The 20133-nt window shown below is 62.2% G+C and carries 17 protein-coding genes and 2 pseudogenes; 11 read left to right on the top strand and 8 right to left on the bottom strand.

What is annotated here, in order from left to right; translation table 11 throughout:
* Positions 1–149: 149 nt before the first annotated feature.
* From FJ973_RS08785 to FJ973_RS08765, 5 genes and pseudogenes are all read right to left on the bottom strand, one after another.
* On the bottom strand, positions 150–1292 hold the full coding sequence (locus FJ973_RS08785) for a GSU2403 family nucleotidyltransferase fold protein (RefSeq protein ID WP_140523249.1): 1143 nt from the start codon (positions 1290–1292) through the stop codon (positions 150–152).
* A gap of 205 nt (positions 1293–1497) precedes the next feature.
* Positions 1498–1737: pseudogene (locus FJ973_RS08780) on the bottom strand (DDE-type integrase/transposase/recombinase); the annotation flags it as partial.
* Entirely contained in the window at positions 1718–2302 is a 585-nt protein-coding gene (locus FJ973_RS31580) for a DUF1403 family protein (RefSeq protein WP_140523247.1), read from the bottom strand. The pseudogene FJ973_RS08780 and the gene FJ973_RS31580, both read right to left, overlap by 20 nt.
* Complete coding sequence (locus FJ973_RS08770; RefSeq protein ID WP_140523245.1) at positions 2206–3492, bottom strand: FAD-dependent oxidoreductase; 1287 nt, start codon at positions 3490–3492, stop codon at positions 2206–2208. The genes FJ973_RS31580 and FJ973_RS08770 overlap by 97 nt, the downstream gene beginning before the upstream one ends.
* A gap of 99 nt (positions 3493–3591) precedes the next feature.
* Complete coding sequence (locus FJ973_RS08765; protein WP_181165427.1) at positions 3592–4512, bottom strand: LysR substrate-binding domain-containing protein; 921 nt, start codon at positions 4510–4512, stop codon at positions 3592–3594.
* A 155-nt stretch (positions 4513–4667) separates the two neighbouring features.
* Between FJ973_RS08765 and FJ973_RS08760 the strand changes: the two genes are divergently transcribed.
* The 9 genes from FJ973_RS08760 to FJ973_RS08720 all read left to right on the top strand — a co-directional run bounded on the left by FJ973_RS08760 (position 4668) and on the right by FJ973_RS08720 (position 15507).
* Positions 4668–5519, top strand: a complete 852-nt coding sequence (locus FJ973_RS08760; RefSeq protein ID WP_140523240.1) for a transporter substrate-binding domain-containing protein — start codon at positions 4668–4670, stop codon at positions 5517–5519.
* Positions 5520–5721: 202 nt separating this feature from the next.
* Entirely contained in the window at positions 5722–7260 is a 1539-nt protein-coding gene (locus FJ973_RS08755) for an FAD-dependent oxidoreductase (RefSeq protein WP_140523237.1), read from the top strand.
* A gap of 192 nt (positions 7261–7452) precedes the next feature.
* Positions 7453–8403: a LysR substrate-binding domain-containing protein gene (locus FJ973_RS08750; protein WP_224656359.1), complete on the top strand. Its 951-nt coding sequence runs from the start codon at positions 7453–7455 to the stop codon at positions 8401–8403.
* Between the two features lie 69 nt (positions 8404–8472).
* On the top strand, positions 8473–10059 hold the full coding sequence (locus FJ973_RS08745) for an FAD-dependent oxidoreductase (protein WP_140523234.1): 1587 nt from the start codon (positions 8473–8475) through the stop codon (positions 10057–10059).
* The gene (locus FJ973_RS08740) at positions 10056–10916 is read left to right on the top strand and encodes a transporter substrate-binding domain-containing protein (RefSeq protein ID WP_140523232.1); all 861 of its coding nucleotides are present in this window, start codon (positions 10056–10058) and stop codon (positions 10914–10916) included. Before FJ973_RS08745 ends, FJ973_RS08740 begins: the two co-directional genes overlap by 4 nt.
* A gap of 48 nt (positions 10917–10964) precedes the next feature.
* A complete protein-coding gene (locus FJ973_RS08735; RefSeq protein WP_140499588.1) occupies positions 10965–11711 on the top strand; it encodes an amino acid ABC transporter permease in 747 nt (248 codons plus the stop codon).
* Positions 11708–12547, top strand: a complete 840-nt coding sequence (locus FJ973_RS08730; RefSeq protein ID WP_140523229.1) for an ABC transporter permease subunit — start codon at positions 11708–11710, stop codon at positions 12545–12547. The genes FJ973_RS08735 and FJ973_RS08730 overlap by 4 nt, the downstream gene beginning before the upstream one ends.
* Entirely contained in the window at positions 12531–13322 is a 792-nt protein-coding gene (locus FJ973_RS08725; protein WP_281405127.1) for an amino acid ABC transporter ATP-binding protein, read from the top strand. The genes FJ973_RS08730 and FJ973_RS08725 overlap by 17 nt, the downstream gene beginning before the upstream one ends.
* A gap of 142 nt (positions 13323–13464) precedes the next feature.
* A complete protein-coding gene (locus FJ973_RS08720; protein WP_140555429.1) occupies positions 13465–15507 on the top strand; it encodes an NADH:flavin oxidoreductase in 2043 nt (680 codons plus the stop codon).
* Between the two features lie 20 nt (positions 15508–15527).
* Here FJ973_RS08720 and FJ973_RS08715 read toward each other — a convergent pair whose 3' ends face one another.
* Positions 15528–16823 carry an FAD-binding oxidoreductase gene (locus tag FJ973_RS08715; RefSeq protein ID WP_140523224.1) on the bottom strand — a complete coding sequence of 432 codons (1296 nt, stop codon included), beginning with the start codon at positions 16821–16823 and terminating at the stop codon, positions 15528–15530.
* 31 nt (positions 16824–16854) lie between these two features.
* Positions 16855–17553: an HAD-IA family hydrolase gene (locus FJ973_RS08710; RefSeq protein WP_140523221.1), complete on the bottom strand. Its 699-nt coding sequence runs from the start codon at positions 17551–17553 to the stop codon at positions 16855–16857.
* A gap of 122 nt (positions 17554–17675) precedes the next feature.
* On the opposite strand from FJ973_RS08710, the gene FJ973_RS08705 reads away from it, so the two are divergent.
* A complete protein-coding gene (locus tag FJ973_RS08705) occupies positions 17676–18683 on the top strand; it encodes a LysR family transcriptional regulator (RefSeq protein ID WP_140523218.1) in 1008 nt (335 codons plus the stop codon).
* 85 nt (positions 18684–18768) lie between these two features.
* On the opposite strand, the gene FJ973_RS08700 is transcribed toward FJ973_RS08705, so the two are convergent.
* On the bottom strand, positions 18769–19014 hold the full coding sequence (locus FJ973_RS08700) for an FCD domain-containing protein (protein WP_140523216.1): 246 nt from the start codon (positions 19012–19014) through the stop codon (positions 18769–18771).
* On the opposite strand from FJ973_RS08700, the pseudogene FJ973_RS31300 reads away from it, so the two are divergent.
* Positions 18989–19378, top strand: a pseudogene (locus FJ973_RS31300) (transposase); the annotation flags it as partial. The gene FJ973_RS08700 and the pseudogene FJ973_RS31300 sit on opposite strands and share 26 nt — an antisense overlap.
* Positions 19379–20133 lie beyond the last annotated feature (755 nt).

The raw sequence follows: 20133 nt of genomic DNA, 5'->3' as shown, positions 1-20133 counted from the left end.
TTCTTTACCGTATTGGCCAGGTAGGCAAGCGATCGCCCGAGGCAATCCAGCTTATAGTTCCTTAGTGCCTTGTTTTAGACGAACACGGCGAACAGACCTCAGCTACGGTATATTCCCTCGTACGCGATCCTGATCAACGAGGATATTCCTCAGTCCAAGCGACAGGGCGGCTTTCGGGTCGCACTTTTTTCTGGCGACGACTTCACGGCCGAGTTGAAGCCGTCCAACTCCTCGCCGATCTCGACAAGGGCCTTTCTGACTGTCTCCTCAACTTCCTGTCGTTTCTTCGGCGGCATCAGGCTCAGCCCCTTCAGCATCGCCTCGCGCCAGTGCTGCCCCCTGCCCCACGCTTCCGCGAGCGCTGTTGCAAGGTCGTCCTGGCGACGGGTGGCCTCCAGTGCCTCGATAAGGAGGCTGGCCTGATAGACGTCCTTTTCGCGCTTGGCGACGCCGTTTGCATCTGATTGCCTGCGAGAGGCGACGATGAGCTTGTGAACTGCATAGCGTTCCGGCGACGGCACGGTTACAGGCACCCCTGACCGATGCAGCATCACGGTCCGGATGGGCTCGTGGATGAGGAAATCAAGGAAACGCAAGGGCTGCGCCGAAGCTCTGCCCAGTGCTGGCATCGGAGTGGCATGGTCGGTGTAGTGATCGGATCCCCGGTTCGGCGTGAGGAATTCGACCTTGTATCTCGTTGCATTCTCGAATTGCGTCGCGTGTGCGGGATCCGATCTGTGCGGGATCTCCCTGAAGGTCGGGTCAATCTCTCTCAAGATTTCCAAGATCGGCGGCCGGCTGTCGTCGACTGACGAGGAGATCGAGTAGTGCTGCGCGAAATCGGCATCGCCGGTTTGCAATGAGGCACCGGGCAATCTCACGCCGAGATGTCCCGCATACGTCTGGAAGGCAACCGTACCGACGAGCACGCCTCTCAGGCGGAAGATTCCTGCTGCTCCCATTGCTCCAACGACATCGCCAGTGAACCGGTCCGGTGCAGTCAGCCCTGCTTGGCGAGTCAGCGTGGAGACGAGTTTCCGTCGCCCGCGGAGGTCTTCCTTGATCTCTTGGAAGGCTGCAACGCGTTTCGCGATCTCGGGATCATCGGACGGGCCGACATACTTCCGCGTCTTCTTGGGTTGGGTCTCCTCAAAATACCAATAATCCCGCCCCTTCACCGGAACCCGAACGAAATTTCCCGCCGTTGAGAAGTCGGTTTCGAACGATGCACCAAGGCAGCGCTGAACGAGTTCCGCATACATCGTGCGATAAACGAGATCGACCGTCTTCATGCGCCGGCTCCGTTATAAGAAAAATGAGTTTCTCTTATAACAGGATGAACTCAAGCGACGCAAGCGGTGGTTATAAGACAGTTGCAGAAATCTTATAACGCCGCCGCATCATCCAGGGTTCACGCAGACCCGTCATGCCACACATGGCGATCGATGCGCCCGGCTTTGGCCAATGCTACCGCCAACGATGCTGGAGCCGCGCCGATCAATCAGGCACCGCGTGACCGCCGCTGATCATGTGAACCATTTTGATGCCGTTTAGGATGATCGCGGCTGATCCCGGTGATTTGAAGCCGAGCATTGACCCGATGCGGCGCTTGATGCGCCGATGGTCCTGTTCGATCCGGTTACTCAGGTATTTACTCTTGCGGGTCCGGATCGGCTTCAGCCGACGCCGGGAACGATACTGCAAGCGATTTGAGTTGTCACAGGAAACGACAGCCTCCAGGGTGGGCTGGTGCTGCCAGCACCAGGTCGGCAAGCCACCAGGCCAAAAGCTCGGGGTCGGGCCGAATCGCGGCGACGCGGGCGGCGATTGCCGTTGCAGCGAACGGCACCGGCCGCTGCGATCCCGCCAGTTTTTCGATCTCCGTGCAAAGGTCGGCGAGCGCCGCGCGGTGGCAATGGAGCCCGAGCTGGTCGACGATCTTTTCGAGTCGGTCGGCGCTGCCAGCGGGCGGCTGCACGGACAGCTGCCGCCAGGCGCCAAGAACCGCGCCGGCGGGGCCGGGATCGGCGCCGGCCGGGCGCAGGTACCAGGGGTCGCGCAGGGCGTCCTCGGCGCGGCCGGCGAGCCGCATGCTGCCGGCCGCGCTTCCTATCGCGGTGAGCTCGGCTCCGGCCTGTCTGACAAGTCCGTCAAGCCCGGCTCCGCCGTTAAGTCTAAGGCGAGGCCGCGTGAACGAACACGATCTCAAAGCGCCTGTTGCGCTTTGTGAACGATGCCCTTTTCGAACCGGGAAAGAGCAAAGGCGGAAAGATTGATCGAGGGGCTGCCCTGTGTGACCCATTCGCCGAGTTGTTTGCCGATGGAAGGTCCAAGCGCAAAGCCGTGGCCGCTGAAGCCGGCCGCCACGAAGAGTTCGAGCTCTGGCTTGGGCCGATCGATGATTGGAATGACGTCGGGCGTGATATCCAGCCTGCCGGCCCAGGCGTTCTGCAGTTCGATCGTATTCAGATGCGGAAAGATCTGCCGGAAGCCAGCAAGGTTGGCCATCACCTTGCGCATATTGGGCTTCGGCTCCGGCAGCGCCTGCACGGCATTGCGGCGGCTGAAGCGCGCGGCTAATTGATGACGGAAATCGGCTCCGATGCTGAGGTGCAGTTGACGCCAGTTGTTGCGATAGGCGGGTATGAAATGGCGCATGCAGCGAAATGAGTCGACGGTGATTTCGTAATCGACTCCCATGCCGCGATAGCCGTTACCGATAATGAAATCGCCGCCCATAGAGGGGCGGAATGCAACGCGGGGACCCCACATCGCGATGCGGGTGAAGGGTGCTGCCTTCCGGGTGCGGCCGACGGAGGATTTGACGATCTGGATAGGCAGGTGCAGGCCGGCCGAAGCGGCCAGCACCGGTGCGCCGATGCCGTTTGCCAAAACGACGGTTTTTGCTTCGAAGATCCCGTTAGACGCCAGGAGCCTCGGTCTGTCCTGCCTGTCGAGGTCGAGCCGGAAAACCGGTGTATCTTCCAGGATAGTGACTCCGGCTTCGCGTGCCGCAGCCGCGATGGTCCGGGTCGAAAGAGCCGGATCGGCATGGGCGTCGTCGGCGGTGAAAAGTCCGCCGCGCCATTGCCCAGCCAATTCGGGGATTGTCTGACGAACGTCCGCGGCATCCAGCAGGCGCGTCGAAAGGCCGAAGCTGCGCGCAATATCGTGGCCGCTGCGGATCCGATCCTCATCGGCAGCGGTTTCCGCGGGGACCAGGATTCCGCTGCGGGTGAACTGCGTCGCCTGTGTGCCGTATCTCGAGGTCAAGTCCGCCCACAGTTCCAAGGCTTCGACCGCGAGCGGCAGCTCGGCTTCATGCCGTCCTTGCCGGCGGATGAAACCCCAGGCACGGCTGGATTGTTCGGAAGCGATCTTGCCGCGCTCGAAGATTGTTACCGACCTCCCTTTGCGGGCTAGGGAAAGAGCGGTCGAGCAGCCGACAATTCCTCCACCGACAATGGCCACGTCCGTTTGAAAGGTGCCCATCTATGTTCCTTGCCCGATCCTTCGCCGCGACAATAACAGGAGAAGGCAGCCGCGCGTGGCATAGGGCTATGCCGGATCGGCATAGATGCGCGCCCGGCTTCAATTGCGGTGGAAGATATCGTCGATCTGACGCAGGACATCGCGGCGCGATGCCTTGAGGCTGGAAATGAATTCGCGCGCGACGCGCGAGGGGGAACGGTGTGTCGGATAAAGCATGCCGAGACGCAGGCTGACCGCGGGCTCGAAGGGAATGGAGCGCACTCCCGGATGCTCGCGAAAATCGAACGCCGTGAAGGGGTCGATCAATCCGATTCCCAGCCCCTTGGCCACCATGTTGGCGATGGTGCTAAAAAGCTGGGCTTCAAGGACAATGCGGCGCTTAACGCCGTAGCGGTCGAAAATCTGGTCGGCGAGTTGCCTCCCCAGATGATTGTGGGTGATGGAGATATAGCGTTCGTCGCGTAAATCTTCCGGCGTCAGCCGTGCCTTCTGCGCCAGCCGATGATGGCTTGGAACCGCCATCAGATAATGCGCGGAGCAGAATTCCTCGATTTCGATGCCGGAGCGGTCGAAGGGATATTCGGCGATGCCGACATCCACAAGCTGGCTGGCGACGAGTTCTTCTATGCGCGGCGACATCTGGATACGCAGCGAAATGCGGCTCTCCGGCCGGCTTGCCGTGAAGCGGGCGATCGCCGAAGGCATGAAGTCCATTGCCAGCATCGGCAGCGACGCCGCCGAGACCATCCCGGAATTGGCGACCTGCATTTCGCGGGCGATCTCGCGGATTTTGTCGATCGACACGAAGGCACGAAGAACCTCCTCATGCAGCAGGAGGGCTTCCGGCGTGGGATTGAGGTGCCCGCCGGACCGGTCGAACAGGGTCACTGACAAAGATGTTTCCAATTGACCCAGAAGCCGGCTTACGGCCGGCTGGGAAACGCCGAGAAGCTCCGCGGCCCCGATGGTGGTCTTTGCAGTCATCGTTGCCTTGAAGGCTTCGAGTTGCCTGATGTTCAAGCCGCCTCTCCTTTGCAGCCTATAACGGAACTGCATAGCGTCCATAATTCCCCTTATTTGACAATGGGATCGGCGCGAAGTCCGATTGATGAGGCGGTGACCAATCGCCGGACCGCGACATTTGTCGCCAATAATTGCAATGGGAGGATTGGGCAATGGATTTATGGGTGAAGTTCACGTCGATCGCCGTCGTGGCTGGCGCGGTCCTTGCGGGAGTTGCCGCAAAGGCGGACGCGGCCAATGATCGCTTCAAGGAAGTCCTTGAACGCGGCACGCTGCGGGTCGGAGTGCAGGGTGCCTATCCGCCCTGGTCCTATCGTGACCCCGATGGCAGGCTCGTCGGGATCGAGCCTGATCTCGCTGCGGATGTCGCCGAAAAGCTGGGCGTCAAGCTGGAACTGGTTCAGATCGAATCCGCCAACCGCATGCAACTCCTGCAGCAGGGAAGGATCGACCTCATCCTCGGGGCGATGTCCGACCTGCCGGAGCGACGCAAGGTCGTCGGGATGGTGCAGCCAGCCTATTGGGTATCGGGCGCCAATGTCATGGCCAAGGCCGGACTGATCAAGAGTTGGGAGGATCTCAGCGGCAAGCCGCTTTGCGCCAAGCAAGGCCTTTTCTACAATACCGTGATCGCTCAGGCCTATGACGCCAAGATCATTTCCTTTTCCGGCAATACGGAAACCAAACAGGCCCTGCGCAGCGGCAAATGCGCAGCGTGGCTGTCGGACGATACGGCGATCCAGCAGTCGTTGAGAACCGAAGGCTGGGATGGTTACGAAATGCCCCTGAAATCCCGTTATCACAGCTATTGGGCGGCAGGCGTTCCACTGGAGGAGCGCGACGGCATCTGGGGAAAATTCATGACCGGCATGAGCCATGGCTGGCATGCCTCCGGCAAGCTCATCGAACTTGCCGAGAAATGGAAAGTGGTCGCGGATCCGTGGTTCGAAGCCGAACACGAAAAGCTGCTTGAGGCTGACAACACGAAAATGGACAGCCAGTAGTCTCAACGCGACAGGCGCGCCGCCAGGCCGGTTGGCGGTCGACAGACAGCCTTTGTCGAGCCGCCGGCCGGAGACGGAAAAGCTCCATTTTGAGACCGGTGGACGCGGTCCTCCGGTCGATTTTTTTCAACTCTTGGTTCGATCGGCCCGGCGCGGGCGCCTGCGCCAAGCGGATCCATAGTTGCAAACAAGCAGGGATATCATGCGCCTTTCACTCGATGAACTTTCCGGATCAGTCTTCGACGTCGCCATCGTTGGTGCCGGCATCAACGGCGCCGAAACAGCGCGTTGCCTCAGTGCTGCCGGCTATTCGGTGCTGCTCGTCGACAAGAGTGATTTCGCCGCCGGCGCCAGCGGACGGTCTTCGCGGCTCCTTCATTGTGGTCTGCGTTATCTCGCGCCCGGAAAATCCGTCTGGGAATTCGTGCGCCAGCCGCAGCGCTTCCTGACCGCGTGCCGGATGGCCCGGGCGGCGATGCAGTCACGGGCGCAATTCGTCCGCGACACGCCCGACCGTATACGCTCCATGAGGTTCTGCTTTCCCGTCTACCGTGGAGGCCCTTATAGCGGGTGGCAGATCGATGCGGCGTTCCGCATCCTGAAATCCCTGGGCGGCCGCGAGGTGCCGCTGAATTACCGCCGGTTATCGGGCGCAGAAGTCGCGCAGATGCCGCTTCTCCAGCATCTGCGCGACAAGCAGGCGCTCCAGTCGGTCGCCATGTTCGACGAATACCAGTTCGACTGGCCCGAACGGGTGGTGGTGGATGCGGTGCTGGAAGCGCAGCGTCTGGGTGCGTCGGTACGCAACTATACCGAAGTCACCCATGCGGCGCAGCAGGGCGATCTGTGGCAGCTGGAGCTCGGCGATACGCTGGATGCTGCCGCCCGGCCCGTTCACGTCGTCGCGCGCAGTGTTTTCAACATGGGCGGGATATGGATCGACCGCATTAATGCGCGCGTCGAGGCTGGGCGGATCGGTCGTCGCATCACCGGCACCAAGGGCGTGCATATCGTGGTCCGCCTGCCGCCCGAATGCAGCCGTTTCGGCATCGCAACGCTCAACCGGCTGAATGAGGGGCTGTACTGTATCCCGTGGCGTGGCCTGCATTATTTCGGACCGACCGAAACGTTGTATGACGGCGATCCCGACGACATCCATCCGACCGAGGAGGATTTCGAGTTCCTGCTCGGCGAAGCCAATCATCTCCTGCCGACGCTCGATATCAGGCGGTCCGACATTCTCTATGGCTGGGCGGGCGTGCGGCCGCTCACTTACGATCCGGCGCAGCCCATGGGCGCACGTTCGCGGCAACTGCATGACTTCGGTCCTGAAGGAGCGCCCAACCTGTTCGCCATGACGGCAGGGCCGATCATGAGCCATCGCTCGGCAGGGCAGCTCGCATTGACGGCACTGGGCAAGGGACTGGCACCGTCACGGCCGAGCCAGCAGCCGGATTTCGCTTCCAGGAGCGTTCCGCGCGAAACCGGGAACAGCTCACGCGAGGACAAGCTTTCGATCATGCAACGGGGCGTGGAGAGCGAGCATGCCGAGACCATCGACGATCTGCTGGTACGCCGCAGCGGCCTCGTCTGGAACGACGACCCGCTTGGCGAAGACGTGGACCTGGCAGCCGAGGTGCTTGCCAAGGCGCGCTCATGGTCGGCGCAGAGGAAGCGGCAGGAGGCTGCTTCCGCCCGGGAGGCTATCGCCCATCGGCTGCACATTGATCCGCCCGCTTGACCCAATATCGGGCCCACCTGCCACCAGAGGCAGTGTTTCATGCCCTCTTTGCAGGACAGTCCGCGCCTTGAAGCCGTCAAAGATAATGACAGCCTGCTGATGGATAGATGCTACACAGCCGGTACGCGATCGCGGGAATCGCGATTACGGGACGAATGGCTTTGCAGGGAGTCCGGGGAAGACCGGTGCGCCATGACAAGTACGTTGAACCTTCTGCACTACTCGGCATTTCGCGCCGTCATGCTCACCGGCACCGTCAGCGGCGCGGCCGAATTGCTGGGGCGCAGCCAGCCGGCCGTCAGCCGGCTTCTCGACAAGCTGGAATACGAGCTTGGCGTTTCGCTTTTCGAGCGCCGCAGGGGCCTGATCACGCCGACCACCGTGGCACACCTGTTACTCGACGAGATCGAGCGAGCCTATGTCTCGCTGGACGCGTTGAGCAGCTTCGCAGCACGGTTGGCAAGCGGGGAAGGCGGCGAGATCAGCCTTGCGGTCATGCCGGCGCTGGGCATCAATTTCGTGCCGCATCTGCTGGCCGATTTCAGGAAGAACTGGCCGAAGACCAAGGTCACGCTGAACGTGCGCATGTCCGTCAAGATCGAGGAATGGGCGGCCGCGCAGCAGATTGATTTCGGACTGGCGGAAACACCGTTCAAGCGCTCCGGGTTCCGGACCGAAGTCTTCAGTGACGCGCCCTATATCGCGGCTGTTCCGCGCGATCATCCGCTCGCCGGGCGCAGCCGGCTCGGCCCGGCCGACCTGCGCCAGGGGCCATTCATTTCCTGGACTTCCTTCGTCTCGGCACGGCATCTCCTCGATCAGGCGCTGCTGTCCAGTAGCGTCAAGGTGGATGCCGCCTATGAGACGACCTTTTCGGTGTCGGCCTATGAAATGGTCAAGCACGGGATCGGTATTGCGATCATCGATCCCTACACCGCGGTCGAGCAGTTGGACGACCGGGTCAGGCTGATCCCCTTCGCGCCGAAGATCCCGTTTAACGTTGCCCTGCTGCGCCCGGAGTCGCGCGGGCCCAACCCCGCCGCCGATGCCCTGCTGGAGCTGATGGCGCAAAAGCGCGATCGGATCCTGAGACAATTGCCGGACCAGGACGATATGCACACTACGCATATCAATCGCCGATAATTCTATTTTGAACATTTCGGTATCAGCGCTTTATTGGCGTGATCGACCGTCCAGGAAAACAGGCCGCCAATGTCGCCTAGAATTATCGAGATGCAGGGCCGGGACTACGATGTCGTCGTGGTCGGCGCCGGCATCAACGGTTCGAGCGCGGCGCGAGAACTGGCCGCAGCGGGTTACAGCGTCCTCCTGGTCGACAGGAGCGATTTCGCCGCCGGCGCCTCCAGCCGATCCTCGCGCATCCTGCATTGCGGCCTTCGATATTTCGAAACGCCCAACCCGATCCGCACCTTTGCGTTTCATCCGCAGCGCTTCGCCGCGGCCTTGCGCATGGCGCGGGCGGGGATGGAAGCGCGAACCGAACTTGTCGGGCGGAGCCCGCAACGGTGCAAGCCCTTCACCATGTGCTTTCCGATTTATCCGGAGAGCCCCGTCCGCGGCTGGCATTTGGATCTCGGTTTCCGCATCCTGCGCCGTCTCGGGCCACCGGAACCGGCGCTCGCCTATCGTCGGCTGAAGAGTGATTTCGAAACCCACCTGCCATTCGCAAACGACCTGCGGGACCCCGAAAGTCTGCGGTCGATTGCCACCTACCGTGAATACATCATGGACTGGCCGGACAGGCTGTGCGTGGATGCCGCCCTCGACGCCGAGCGAAACGGCGCCGAAATACGCCTGTTCTGCGAAGCTTCCGTTATACGTAGGAAGCCGGAAGGCTGGCTCGTCGAACTGCGCGACGGTAAGGGGGAAGCGGCCGAGGTTCGCGCGTCCGTCGTGCTGAACATGGCCGGCACCTGGGTGGACGCGGTGAACGCCAATCCCGTCGCCGGCAAGCCAGCGCCCTGCCTTGTTCGCGGCACCAAGGGCGCTCATATCGCGGTCAGGCTGCCGGATTCCTATCGCGGCTACGGCATCGCCACGATCAACCGCAGCGGTATGCCGTTCTATTGTCTGCCTTCGCATGACGACTGCTTTTATTTCGGGCCGACGGAGACGCCTTTCGACGGCGACGCCGCCGGTGCCGCAGCCACCAACGAAGACATCGATTTCCTGCTTGCGGAAGCCAGTCACATGCTTCCCGGCCTGCGGCTCGGCCGCCGCCACGTCGAATTCACCTGGGCCGGCGTGCGGCCGCTCACCTTCGATGCAGCCGAGCCGATGGGGCGGCGCACGCGTCAGATCCACGATCTCGCATCTGCCGGCAGGCCGGGTATCTTCGCGATGACGGCAGGGCCGGTCATGAGCCATCTGAGCGCAGGGCGCGAGATGCTGCGGATCGTCGAGAAGCAACTGAAGCCGACGCGCAAGTCCGTGGCGAGGCGGATCCCGGAGACAGGCGACAGCGGTGCGGAGTTCGCAATTTCGAGGCCGCTTTCGCAAGGCAGGCGCGCCGCTTTCCGCACAGCGGTTTCGGTCGAGCATGCCCGCGACCTGAAAGGTATTCTCTATACGAGGACAGGCCTCGCCTGGCGCCGCCATCTCGACCGCGCCGAGGTTGAGGAGGCTGCCGATGCCATTGCCGATCTGGTCGGCTGGGCGCCGGAGCGGACCGTCAGTGAAATCGACGGGTTCATCCGATACCAGAAGACGGCGTTCCGCGCCGCATCGGACCTTCCAATTCAGCCGACAACACACAAAATGGGAGATGTAGAAGCATGAAAATCGGATCAGCACTGAAAACCATCGCCGCCCTTGCAGTCACGCTGGCCGCAAGTGCGATCCTTCCCGCCAGCAGCGCGCAGGCGGCCGAATCGCATCTGCAGCAGATTCTGGAACGAGGCGCCGTGCGTGTCGGCGTTCTCGGCGCGTTCAAGCCCTGGTCCTTCCCATCGCCGGATGGTTCGATGCAAGGCATCGAGGTGGACCTCGCCCAGTCGGTAGCCGATGCGCTCGGCGTCAAGCTTGAGCCGGTCGTGGTCACGTCCGCCAACCGCATGCAGTTCCTGCAGCAGGGCAAGATCGACGTCATCATCGGCGGCATGTACGACACCACTGAGCGGCGCAAGGCGGTCGGCATCATCGAGCCGGCCTATTGGACGTCCGGTCCGACCCTGCTGGCCAAGGAGGGTGTCATCAAGGACTGGAAGGACATCGCCGACAAGCCGGTCTGCGCCAAGCAGGGCGTCTACTACAACAAGCTGGTGGAGACGGAATATCACGCCAAGGTCGTCGCCTTCACCGGAAACACGGAGGGTAAGGAAGCCTTGCGCTCCGGCAAGTGCATCGCCTGGGTCTATGACGATGCGAGCATTATGGCCGACCTCGCTTCGGGCGAGTGGAAGGGTTATGAGATGCCTGTTTCCGTTCTCTTCGACAATCCCTGGGCGGCCGCGGTGCCCGTGGCGGAAGTGGACAAGGCCTTGGGCGTGTTCATGGCAGGCATGGCCTATCGCTGGCAAGCGTCCGGAAAGCTGGTCGAGCTTGAAAAGAAATGGAAGGTGAAGCCGTCGCAGTGGATCGCCGAGCAGCACAAGAAGGCTGAGTGGGACACGAGCTACCTGAAGGGCGGCAACTGAGCCGATGCTCTGCGAAACGCTGATCGATGACCGGCTGCCGGAGCTAAAATGTTCCAGTTGATCGCGCCCTTCTTCCAGGATCTCTACGACCGCACGGGCCTCAATTTCATCGTCTTCTACGACAGCTATGAATATGGGCGCTTCCTGTCCGGCATCAGCATATCGCTACAGCTGATCTTCTGGTCGATCGTCGTGTCGCTGGTGATCGGCGTCTTGGGGGCCTGGGCGCAAAGCGCCCGGTCTCCCGTCCTGCGGGTGCTGATGGATGCCTATATCCAGGCATTCCGCAACACGCCGCCGATGATCCAGCTCCTGTTCTTCTATTTCGCTCTCGGCGCCTTCACGCCGCAGGTCGATGTTGGCGGCTATTACCAGCCGCTGATCTCGTCCTTCGCCTGGGCGATCATCTCGCTCGGCATTTTCGGCGGCGCCTTCAATGTCGAGATCTTCCGCGCCGGCTTGGAGGCGGTGCCGGGATCGACGAAGGAAGCAGCCGAGAGCCTGTGCATGAGCAAGTGGCAGATATACCTGTATGTCACCCTACCGCTGGCCTTCCGCATCAGCCTGCCGGCCCTCACCAACAATCTCGTCAGTCTCGCCAAGACGACATCGCTCGCCTACGTCATTTCCGTCCCGGAGATGACCTATACGCTGAACCAGGTGTGGTCGGACAATGTGAACGTGCCGGAGATGATGTTGCTCCTGTTCCTGTTCTATGTGCTCGTCGTCTCGCTCCTGGCCGCCGGGCTCCATTTCATCGAGCACAGGCTGACCCTGCCGGGATACGGCCAATGAGCGGCGCGGCTTTCCGTATCGAAAGGGGCCGCTTCGCAGAAGAAAGCTTCTGCTCGCGCATCCATTGGCGGCACGGGCTGTGGCTGGTGCTCGCCTTCTTCGGCTCGCTTGCCTTCGCCTATGCCCAATCGGACCCCCAGCAGCAGGCCCCGTCGGCCATCGCCACGCTGATCCTGTGGCTGCCTTTCATTCTCAAGGGTTTCGCTCTCAATCTCCTGATGAGCTTCATCGCCATGGCGGTCGCAACCCTTCTGGGGATCGGGCTGGGATTGCTGCGGGTCAGCCGCTCGAAGCTGTTGCGAACGCCCGCATGGTTCGTGACGCATCTGTTCCGCAATTCGCCGTGGCTGGTGATCCTGTTCACGGTCATGCTGCTGGTGCCGTTCGAGATGCGCCTGCCCGGCGCCGGAACGGTGGCGATACCGGACTGGATCAAGGCCACCTTCGCCTTTTCGCTACCGGTGATGGCCAATATCAGCGAGGTGCTGCGCGGCGCCATCAACTCCATCCCGAAGGGTCAGTGGGAATCGGCGGAGAGCCTTGCCTTCACGCGTGGCCAGACCTTGCGCTGGATCATCCTGCCGCAATGCGTCAGGCGCGCCATTCCGCCATGGATGAACTGGTACGCATTGCTGGCGCTGGCGACGCCGATGGCCTCGATCCTCGGTGTGCACGAGGCGGTCGGCAATGCCCAGGCCGCCATGGAAGCGGCGGGCGCGCGGCCGGAATTCCTCATTCCGTTCTATCTTTTTCTTTTGTGCCTGTTCTTCGCCTACATCTATCCGATCGCAATCTGGACGCGGAAGCTCGAGCGAAAATATGTCGTTGCAAGTTAAATCGAATACCGACGAAGCAAAGCTGAAATCAGGCTGGTCGCCGGACATGCCGATCATATCGCTGCGCGACGTGCACAAGTCCTTCGGCGCCCTGGAGGTGCTGAAGGGGATCAGCTTCGATGTCCGCAAAGGCGAGGTGATCTGCGTCATCGGCCCGTCCGGCTCGGGTAAATCGACGCTGATCCGCTGCATCAACGGGCTCAGTCCTGTCCAGAAGGGCTCGATCAAGGTCGAAGGGCAGGAGGTGAACGACACCAAGCTCGATCTTCTCGCGCTGCGCAAGAAAGTCGGCATCGTGTTCCAGCAATATAATCTCTTCCCGCACAAGACGGCCCTGCAGAACGTCATGATGGCGCCGGTCCTGGTGCTGAAGGAGCCGAAGAGGGAAGTCGAGGAGCGCGCCCGCGCGCTGATCGCCAAAGTCCGCCTGCAGGGCAAGGAAAACGCCTATCCGGGAGAACTGTCGGGTGGCCAGCAGCAGCGCGTCGCCATTGCGCGCAGCCTGGCCATGCGCCCCGACATCATGCTGTTCGACGAAGTCACGGCGGCGCTAGATCCCGAGACGGTGAAGGAGGTGCTGCTCACGATCAGGGAACTGGCGGCAGAGGGCATGACCTGCATCCTCGTCACCCATGAGATGGGATTCGCCCGCGAGGTGGCGGACCACATCTATTTCACCGACCGGGGCGTGATCGTGGAGCACGGCCCACCGGACGAGTTTTTCACCAAGGCGAAGGATCCCAGGACGAGGCAGTTCCTGAGTCAGGTTCTTTAGGGCCGCAGGCCCTCGGACTAGGAGTTTAGGCCCAAGACCCTTGGGCCTCGGAAATTGAACCAACAGGCCGGCAACGGCGACGCGCGGACCGATCCGTCTGCGCGAGCGATCGTGCTCGGCCGGAATTCGGCAGGAGAATGAAATGAACGGGCCGGTCAAGACCATTACCAGGGATCCGCTGCTGCAGCCGCTGACCATCAAGAAGCTGACATTGCGCAACCGTATCATAAGCACCAGTCATGCCTGTGGCCTGGAAGTCGGCGGCATGCCCGAGGAAGCTTATCAGCGCTATCACGAGGAGAAGGCGCGCGGCGGATTGGCGCTATCGATGTTCGGCGGCTCGTCCAACGTCGACCTGGATTCCCCCAACATCTTCCGGCAGCTCAATGTCGGCACCGACGCGATCATCCCGCACTTCCAGCGCTTCAGCGCGCGCATGCATGATCTCGGTGCGGCGCTGATGTGCCAAATCACCCATCTGGGCCGCCGCGGCGATCCTTATGCCGGCGACCGGCTTTCTACGATCGGACCCTCGCCAGTGCGCGAGACGCTCCACCGCAGCATCCCCAAGGAGATGGACGAGCACGACATAGACCGTGTCGTGAAGGCTTACGCCCAGGCTGCCCTGCGCTGCAAGGAAGGCGGTCTGGACGGGATCGAGACCCTGGCGGCCGGGCACCTGATCGGCCAATTCCTGTCGCCGTTGACCAATCGCCGCACGGATCGTTTCGGCGGCGCGCTTGAGAACCGCCTGCGTTTCGGCCTGATGGTCCACGAAGCGATCCGCAAGGCCGTGGGGGATGATTTCCTCGTCGGCATACGTTCTGTCGTCGACGAAGGCCCCGATGGCGGCCTGAACTTCGAGGAATGCGTCAAGGCGGCCCTGATGCTCAAGGCGGGGGGAGGCGTTGACTTCTTCAATGCCATTTACGGCACGATGGATACGACACGCGCGCTTGCGGAGGAGAACATGCCCGGCATGGGCTCGCCGCTGGCTCCATGGATCGAACCGGTCGGCGCCTTCCGCCACGAGGTCGGGTTGCCCGTCTTTCACGCCGCGCGCATTGCCGATGTCGCTTCGGCTCGCTTCGCGGTGGCGGAAGGCAGGCTGGACATGGCGGGCATGACGCGCGCCCAGATCGCCGACCCCCATCTGGTGGAGAAGCTCGCCGGCGGCCGCGAGGCCGAGATACGCCCTTGCGTTGGCGCCACGCATTGCCAGTCGCCGTATCGCCCCTCCTGCCTGCACAATGCCGCGACGGGCCGCGAACTGACGCTGCGCCACATCATCCAGAAGACTGACGGACCTGCCCGCAAGGTAGTCGTCGTCGGCGGCGGACCGGCCGGCCTGGAGGCGGCGCGTATCAGCGCCGAGCGCGGCCATGCCGTTTCGCTCTACGAGGCGGCTGGCGATCTCGGCGGGCAGATCCGGATCGGCGCGACCGGCTCCTGGCGTCGCGACCTCATGGGCATTGTGGAGTGGCGCGAAGCCGAACTGCAGCGTCTCGGCGTTGCCGTCCATACCAACGCCTATATGGAAAGCGCCGATATCGCCGCGCTTGAACCGGATGTCGTCATCCTCGCCACGGGCGGCCTGCCGCAGATCGACCTGCAGGAGGGCGCGGAACTCTGTCTCAACACATGGGACGTCCTGACCGGACAGGTGCCGCTGCATGGCGAAGTGCTGATTTACGACGGAACCGGACGGCATCCAGGCCCGCTTTCCGCCGAACAAGCCAGAGATGCAGGTGCGGAGGTCGCCTATGTCTCGATCGACGCGCAGCTTTCGGAGGAACTGACCTATGCCGAGCGGCTGCGCTGGAAGAAGCGCTTCCTGCAGCTTGGCGTGAGGCCAGTCTTCGAGAGCCGACTCTTCGCGGTTCAGCGCAAGGACAACCGGCTGGAAGCCAGCTTTGTCAATGAAATCTCGCGGGAGGTGACGAGTATCCTTGTCGACCAGGTCATCGTCGAGCAGGGCAGCATTCCCATGGACGAAACCTATTTTGCGCTGCGCAGCCACTCGGCGAATGATGGCGTCACCGATCTCGACGCCATGGTTAAGGCGGCGCCGCAACCGCGCCTGCGGGAAAGCGGCTTCGAACTGCACCGTATCGGCGACGCGGTTTCGAGCCGCAACATCCATGCCGCGGTGCTGGACGCCTTGCGCATATGCAGCGCGCTGTGACGGTGCGCGCGCCGGCGGTGTCAGCGGCCGATGCGGTCGAGAAACTGATACCAGCCCGCCACTGTGCGCACCGCCGGCTCGCGCAGGAAATAGAAGGGGATGGATTGCGGCTCGTTGCGTTGCATCAGGCTGAGTTCCGGCCTGTCTCCCAGCATCAGGTCGACGGCGCGGCGGCCCATGAGGCCCGACATGGCGATGCCGGCCCCGTTGTAGCCGAGCGCGAAACCGGTCCGCTCGTCGAGCATGCCGATCTGCGGCAGGCTATCCATGGTCATGGCCACGAGCCCCGACCATCGGTGGGTGATCGCGGTGCCGGCAAGCTGGGGGAGCATCTCCTTCAGCGCCCTTTCGAGCGCCTGGAAGGCGGAGGCGGAATCTTCGCGCCCGAAGGCCCCGCGCCCGCCGAACAGCATCCGGTCGCCGGCGGGTCGAAACCAGCGCATCATGCGCCGCGTCTCGCTGTAGCTGCGGCAGTGCCGCATCAGCGTGGCCCTGAGGTCGGCGCCAAGCGGCTCGGTCGCGATCATGGCGCTGCGGAAGGGGATCACCGTTCCGCGCACCGGCGCAGTGGCGGCGGTAATGTCGGAATAGCCGTTGGTGGCGATCAAGACATGCCTGGCTGCGACCTGGCCCCGCGCCGTCGTCAAAACGGTGCGGTCGCCGTCCTTCCGGCGTGCCACCACGACCGAATTCTCGAAGATCTCGCCGCCCCCGCTGCGCACTGCGCCGGCAAGCCCCCGCGCATAGTTCAGCGGATGAACGATGCCGGCATGGGTGGAAAGCACGCCGCCGACGAAATCGGCCGAACCGGTTTCCTCGCGCACCGCGCTGGCGTTGAGTATGGTCAGGCTGGCATCGCCGAACATACCCCGCGCCGTCTCCGCTTCGGCCACGAGCCTTTTCTGGGCAAGTTCGTTGTGGGCGCAACGCAAATTGCCGGTCTGGATGAAGCCGGCGTCGGCAATACCCAGTTCTTGGATATTCCGTTCGACGCGATCCATCGCATCATGGCCGATGCGGTGCATGCGCCGCGCCGCTTCAAGCCCATGGTGCGCCGCGATGTCGCTTAGCGAGGCGCGAAACTTGGTGGAAACGACCCCGCCATTGCGGCCGGAAGCGCCCCAGCCGATTTCGACCGCTTCCAGAACGACGGGATGCAGGCCGCGCTCGATGGCGCGCAAGGCGGCATTGAGGCCGGTATATCCGCCGCCGATGATGGCGATATCGGCCTGGACCGCGTTTCCAAGCGCGACCGGCGGCGGCGCCGGCGAGGCCGTTTCCAGCCACAGCGATCGTGGATGTGCCAGGTCCTGCATCGGCATCGTCCTCCCTTGGGCGCCGGCGGAGCTATTCCCGCTCGACGGCGTCGGCGAGGTCGCGCAGTGTGGCGAAATGGAAATCCGGCTTCGTCACTTCGCCCGGATGCGGTGTGCCGCCATAGCCTTCCAGGTGCATCCGCCGCTCGATCCAGCAGACCTTGTAACCGAGCGAGCGGGCAACGCCGATATCATGATACTGGCTCTGTGCAACGTGCAGCATGTCCTCCTGGCGATAGCCGAAGGCGGATTGCCGCCCGAGATTATGCGAGAAGAAGCGTGGGTCAGGCTTGGCGCATCTGGCGTCGTCCATCGTGACGGCGTCGTGGAAAGGGGTCCCCAGCGTGTGCGAGTAGGCGCTGAAGGCAACGCGGTCGGCGTTCGTCATGGCGACCAGGCGGAAATGCCGGCGCAGCCGCTTGAGTGCCTCGGCGGAATCCTCGAATGCCGGCCAGCGCAGCACGGCAATCTGGAAAGCGTCGGCCGAGCGCTGGTCCGCAGGCAGGCCGAGCTTATGGGCCACATGGAGGTAGACGTCCGCCATCACCTGGCTGGAGCGGCCGGGATGATCGACGCGCCCTTCAAGATAGGGGGCGAAGAGATCGTCGTCGCTCAGCCCCTCGGCAGCCTTTCCCCCGATCGAGCGGAACGCGTCGAGAATGCCTTTCTCGAAATCGATGAGCGTCCCCACGACGTCGAATGTCAAAATTTTGAATTGCTTGAAGGACATCAGACCTGCCTCTCTTCCTCGCTGAAACCGGCTTCCGACCGGCGGAAGCTTGCGTTCAATGAACAGAAGAGGATGCGTCGCCGCAATTCCACAAATGCTGATCGGGGAGCTTACATTTTGTAATGTCCCGCCTTCGACACCTGCTTCCTTCGCTCAATGCGCTCGTGACCTTCGAGGCGGCCGTACGCTGCGGGACCTTTGCTCGTGCCGCACAGGAACTTTGCGTCACCGGCCCGGCTGTCAGTCGCACGATCGGGCGGCTGGAGGCCCATCTGGGCGTCGCGCTTTTCCACCGGACCGCTTCCGGCGCCGTCCTGACGGAGCAGGGCAGCGTGCTTTTTTCGGGAATTTCGGGCAGCTTCGACGAAATCGAGCGAACAGTCCTGCGGGTGCAGCAGTCAAGGCAGTCGGGAATGCGGACAGTGGTTCTTTCGGTGTCGTCTGCCTTCGCCACGCACTGGTTCATGCCCAGGCTAGCGCTGTTCCAGTCGAGATTCCCGAAAGTCGATATCCGCTTTCAGCTGATCAGCGGACCGCTTGGCGGAGCCGTGGACGGTGTCGATATTGCGATGCGCTTCGATCATGGCAGCAACGCCCGGCACGTCGCGCGCAAGCTGATGCCGGAATTGCTGGTGCCGATCCGCGCTCCTCACCTGCCGGAAAAACAGGCGCCCACCGGCACGTTCATGCCGGCGCTCGACAGGATCATCAATCTCAGCACGGCAGAACCGGACTGGTCGGGCCTGTTTTCGGAGAACACGGCAAATGGCACGGCGGGCGGGCTGCAGTTTTCGGACTATACAGTCGTGGTCCAGGCCGCCCTGCTCGGGCAGGGCGTCGCTCTCGGCTGGCTCAACGTCGTGTCGCATCACCTGGCGCGCGGTGTCCTGGTGCCGGTAGGCCCGGTCATGAAGACCGGCCGGACCTGCGAACTGGTCATCGCCCGCAAGCAGGAGACTCCTGTAGTTTCCGAGATCTGCGATTGGATAGATACCGAATTCACCACCGATATGAAGCGCGTCGACGCGCAGTATCCTGGCCTTGAACTTGGTGCCGATCCATCGCGCCAGGAAAATGGCCGTAATCCGATCAGGAGTTCATCCCATCCAGCGTCTTGCGGCGGATTCTGATAAGGGTGTTTCTCCATTGCTCCAACGGCTGCGGCGGCATCGCGCTTTTCAAGGCCGTCGAGTATTCGGGTGTGATCGCGGACGCTCAGTGACACGGCGCCCTTCGCCAAAAGCCCCGGCGGCGGAATTCCAGGCCGAACGAATACATCTTGTGCAGAAAATCGGCCAGAAGCGGATTGCCGCCGGCCCGACAGATGGCGTGGTGGAATTCGGCGTCGGAAATCTGCAACCGGACGGGATCATGCGTCATCTGGCGCTGCGCCTCGAGCGTCTCAGCTCCCGATCCCCCGACGACCGGTCGTTTGTTCGACAAGAGCCCGATCCAGCTCATCGGCGAACTTCGCCAGCCGAACGGCGCCGCATCGCGAAAGCCGCAGCGTATCGATTACGAAGTATCGCCGCAACGGCACCGCCAATCTCTTCGTTTGCCTCGATGCCCATCGGTCATGGGGGAACGTCAAGGTGACCGAGCGGCGAACCTCCGATGACTTCGCGCTCTGCATGCACTCGTCGATCTCCACTTCCCAAAGGCCGATTACATCAGATCGTGCTGGTCAATCTGTCGACACACGCCCGCCGTCCTCTATGCGGCCTTCCCGTCATCGGAAGCGCGCCGCCTGCTCAGGCGCATCGAATTCCACTATGCGCCCAAGCACGCCAGTTGGCTCAACATGGTCGACATCGAGATCGGCATGGAGAAGCGGTTCTCAACCGGTTTGGCTGGCCGAGAGGAGGAAGTGACTATCAAAATATCTCAAAAGAAAATGTCGATGCGGATTGCCACTAGGGTGGGGTCCGCGGACGCCAACTTTGCCCACGGGCACCGGCACTCAGGTGGCGGCAAAGGAAGCATACCCAAGAACTCGAGATCCGGAGCAGATCCAAAGGCAGTTGAGGGCACACGCGACCTCGATTCCACCGACGGAGTCCCTTGGGCACGACGCCAAACAACGGTCCACACAGCTCCCCGGTCGACTTCCTCCCCAATTCAGCGCTTGGGGATTCACCGGTTTGCGCAAACGTCCTTCATGACTCGGCGTAATTGGCCCTGCTTGAATCGGAAATCGCATGAGTCGGTAGCGCCCGGTTCTTTCTTGTAAGAGAGCGGCTTCTGCAGCAAATCCAGGAATATTCATTTTGATCGCCTCCTTTGTTGGTTTTATCGATCATAGCATTTGACCAGACTAACTCCCGATTTGTCGACACAAACTTCAGTCCGCCAACATGCAGGAACGCTTTAACCAAGGAGCGCCCGCATGAACGGGCGATCCGGATCTTGCGAACGAACCTTCTGAATTGCGCTTAGCAGAAGCCAGACGCATAACATGCGGTCAAACATGCCGGTATATCGCCAGCAGTAAGTATTGAACAAGCAGTAGTACATGCAAGGCATGACCAAAACCCAAAGAGCACACCACCTCCCCCAATCATGCCTCCGCCGCCGCCGCGC

This window comes from Mesorhizobium sp. B2-1-3, assembly GCF_006442495.1.
In the GTDB taxonomy this organism is placed as follows: domain Bacteria; phylum Pseudomonadota; class Alphaproteobacteria; order Rhizobiales; family Rhizobiaceae; genus Mesorhizobium.
Note: the sequence above shows the minus strand (reverse complement) of the source record. Positions and strands in the feature narration are given on the sequence as shown.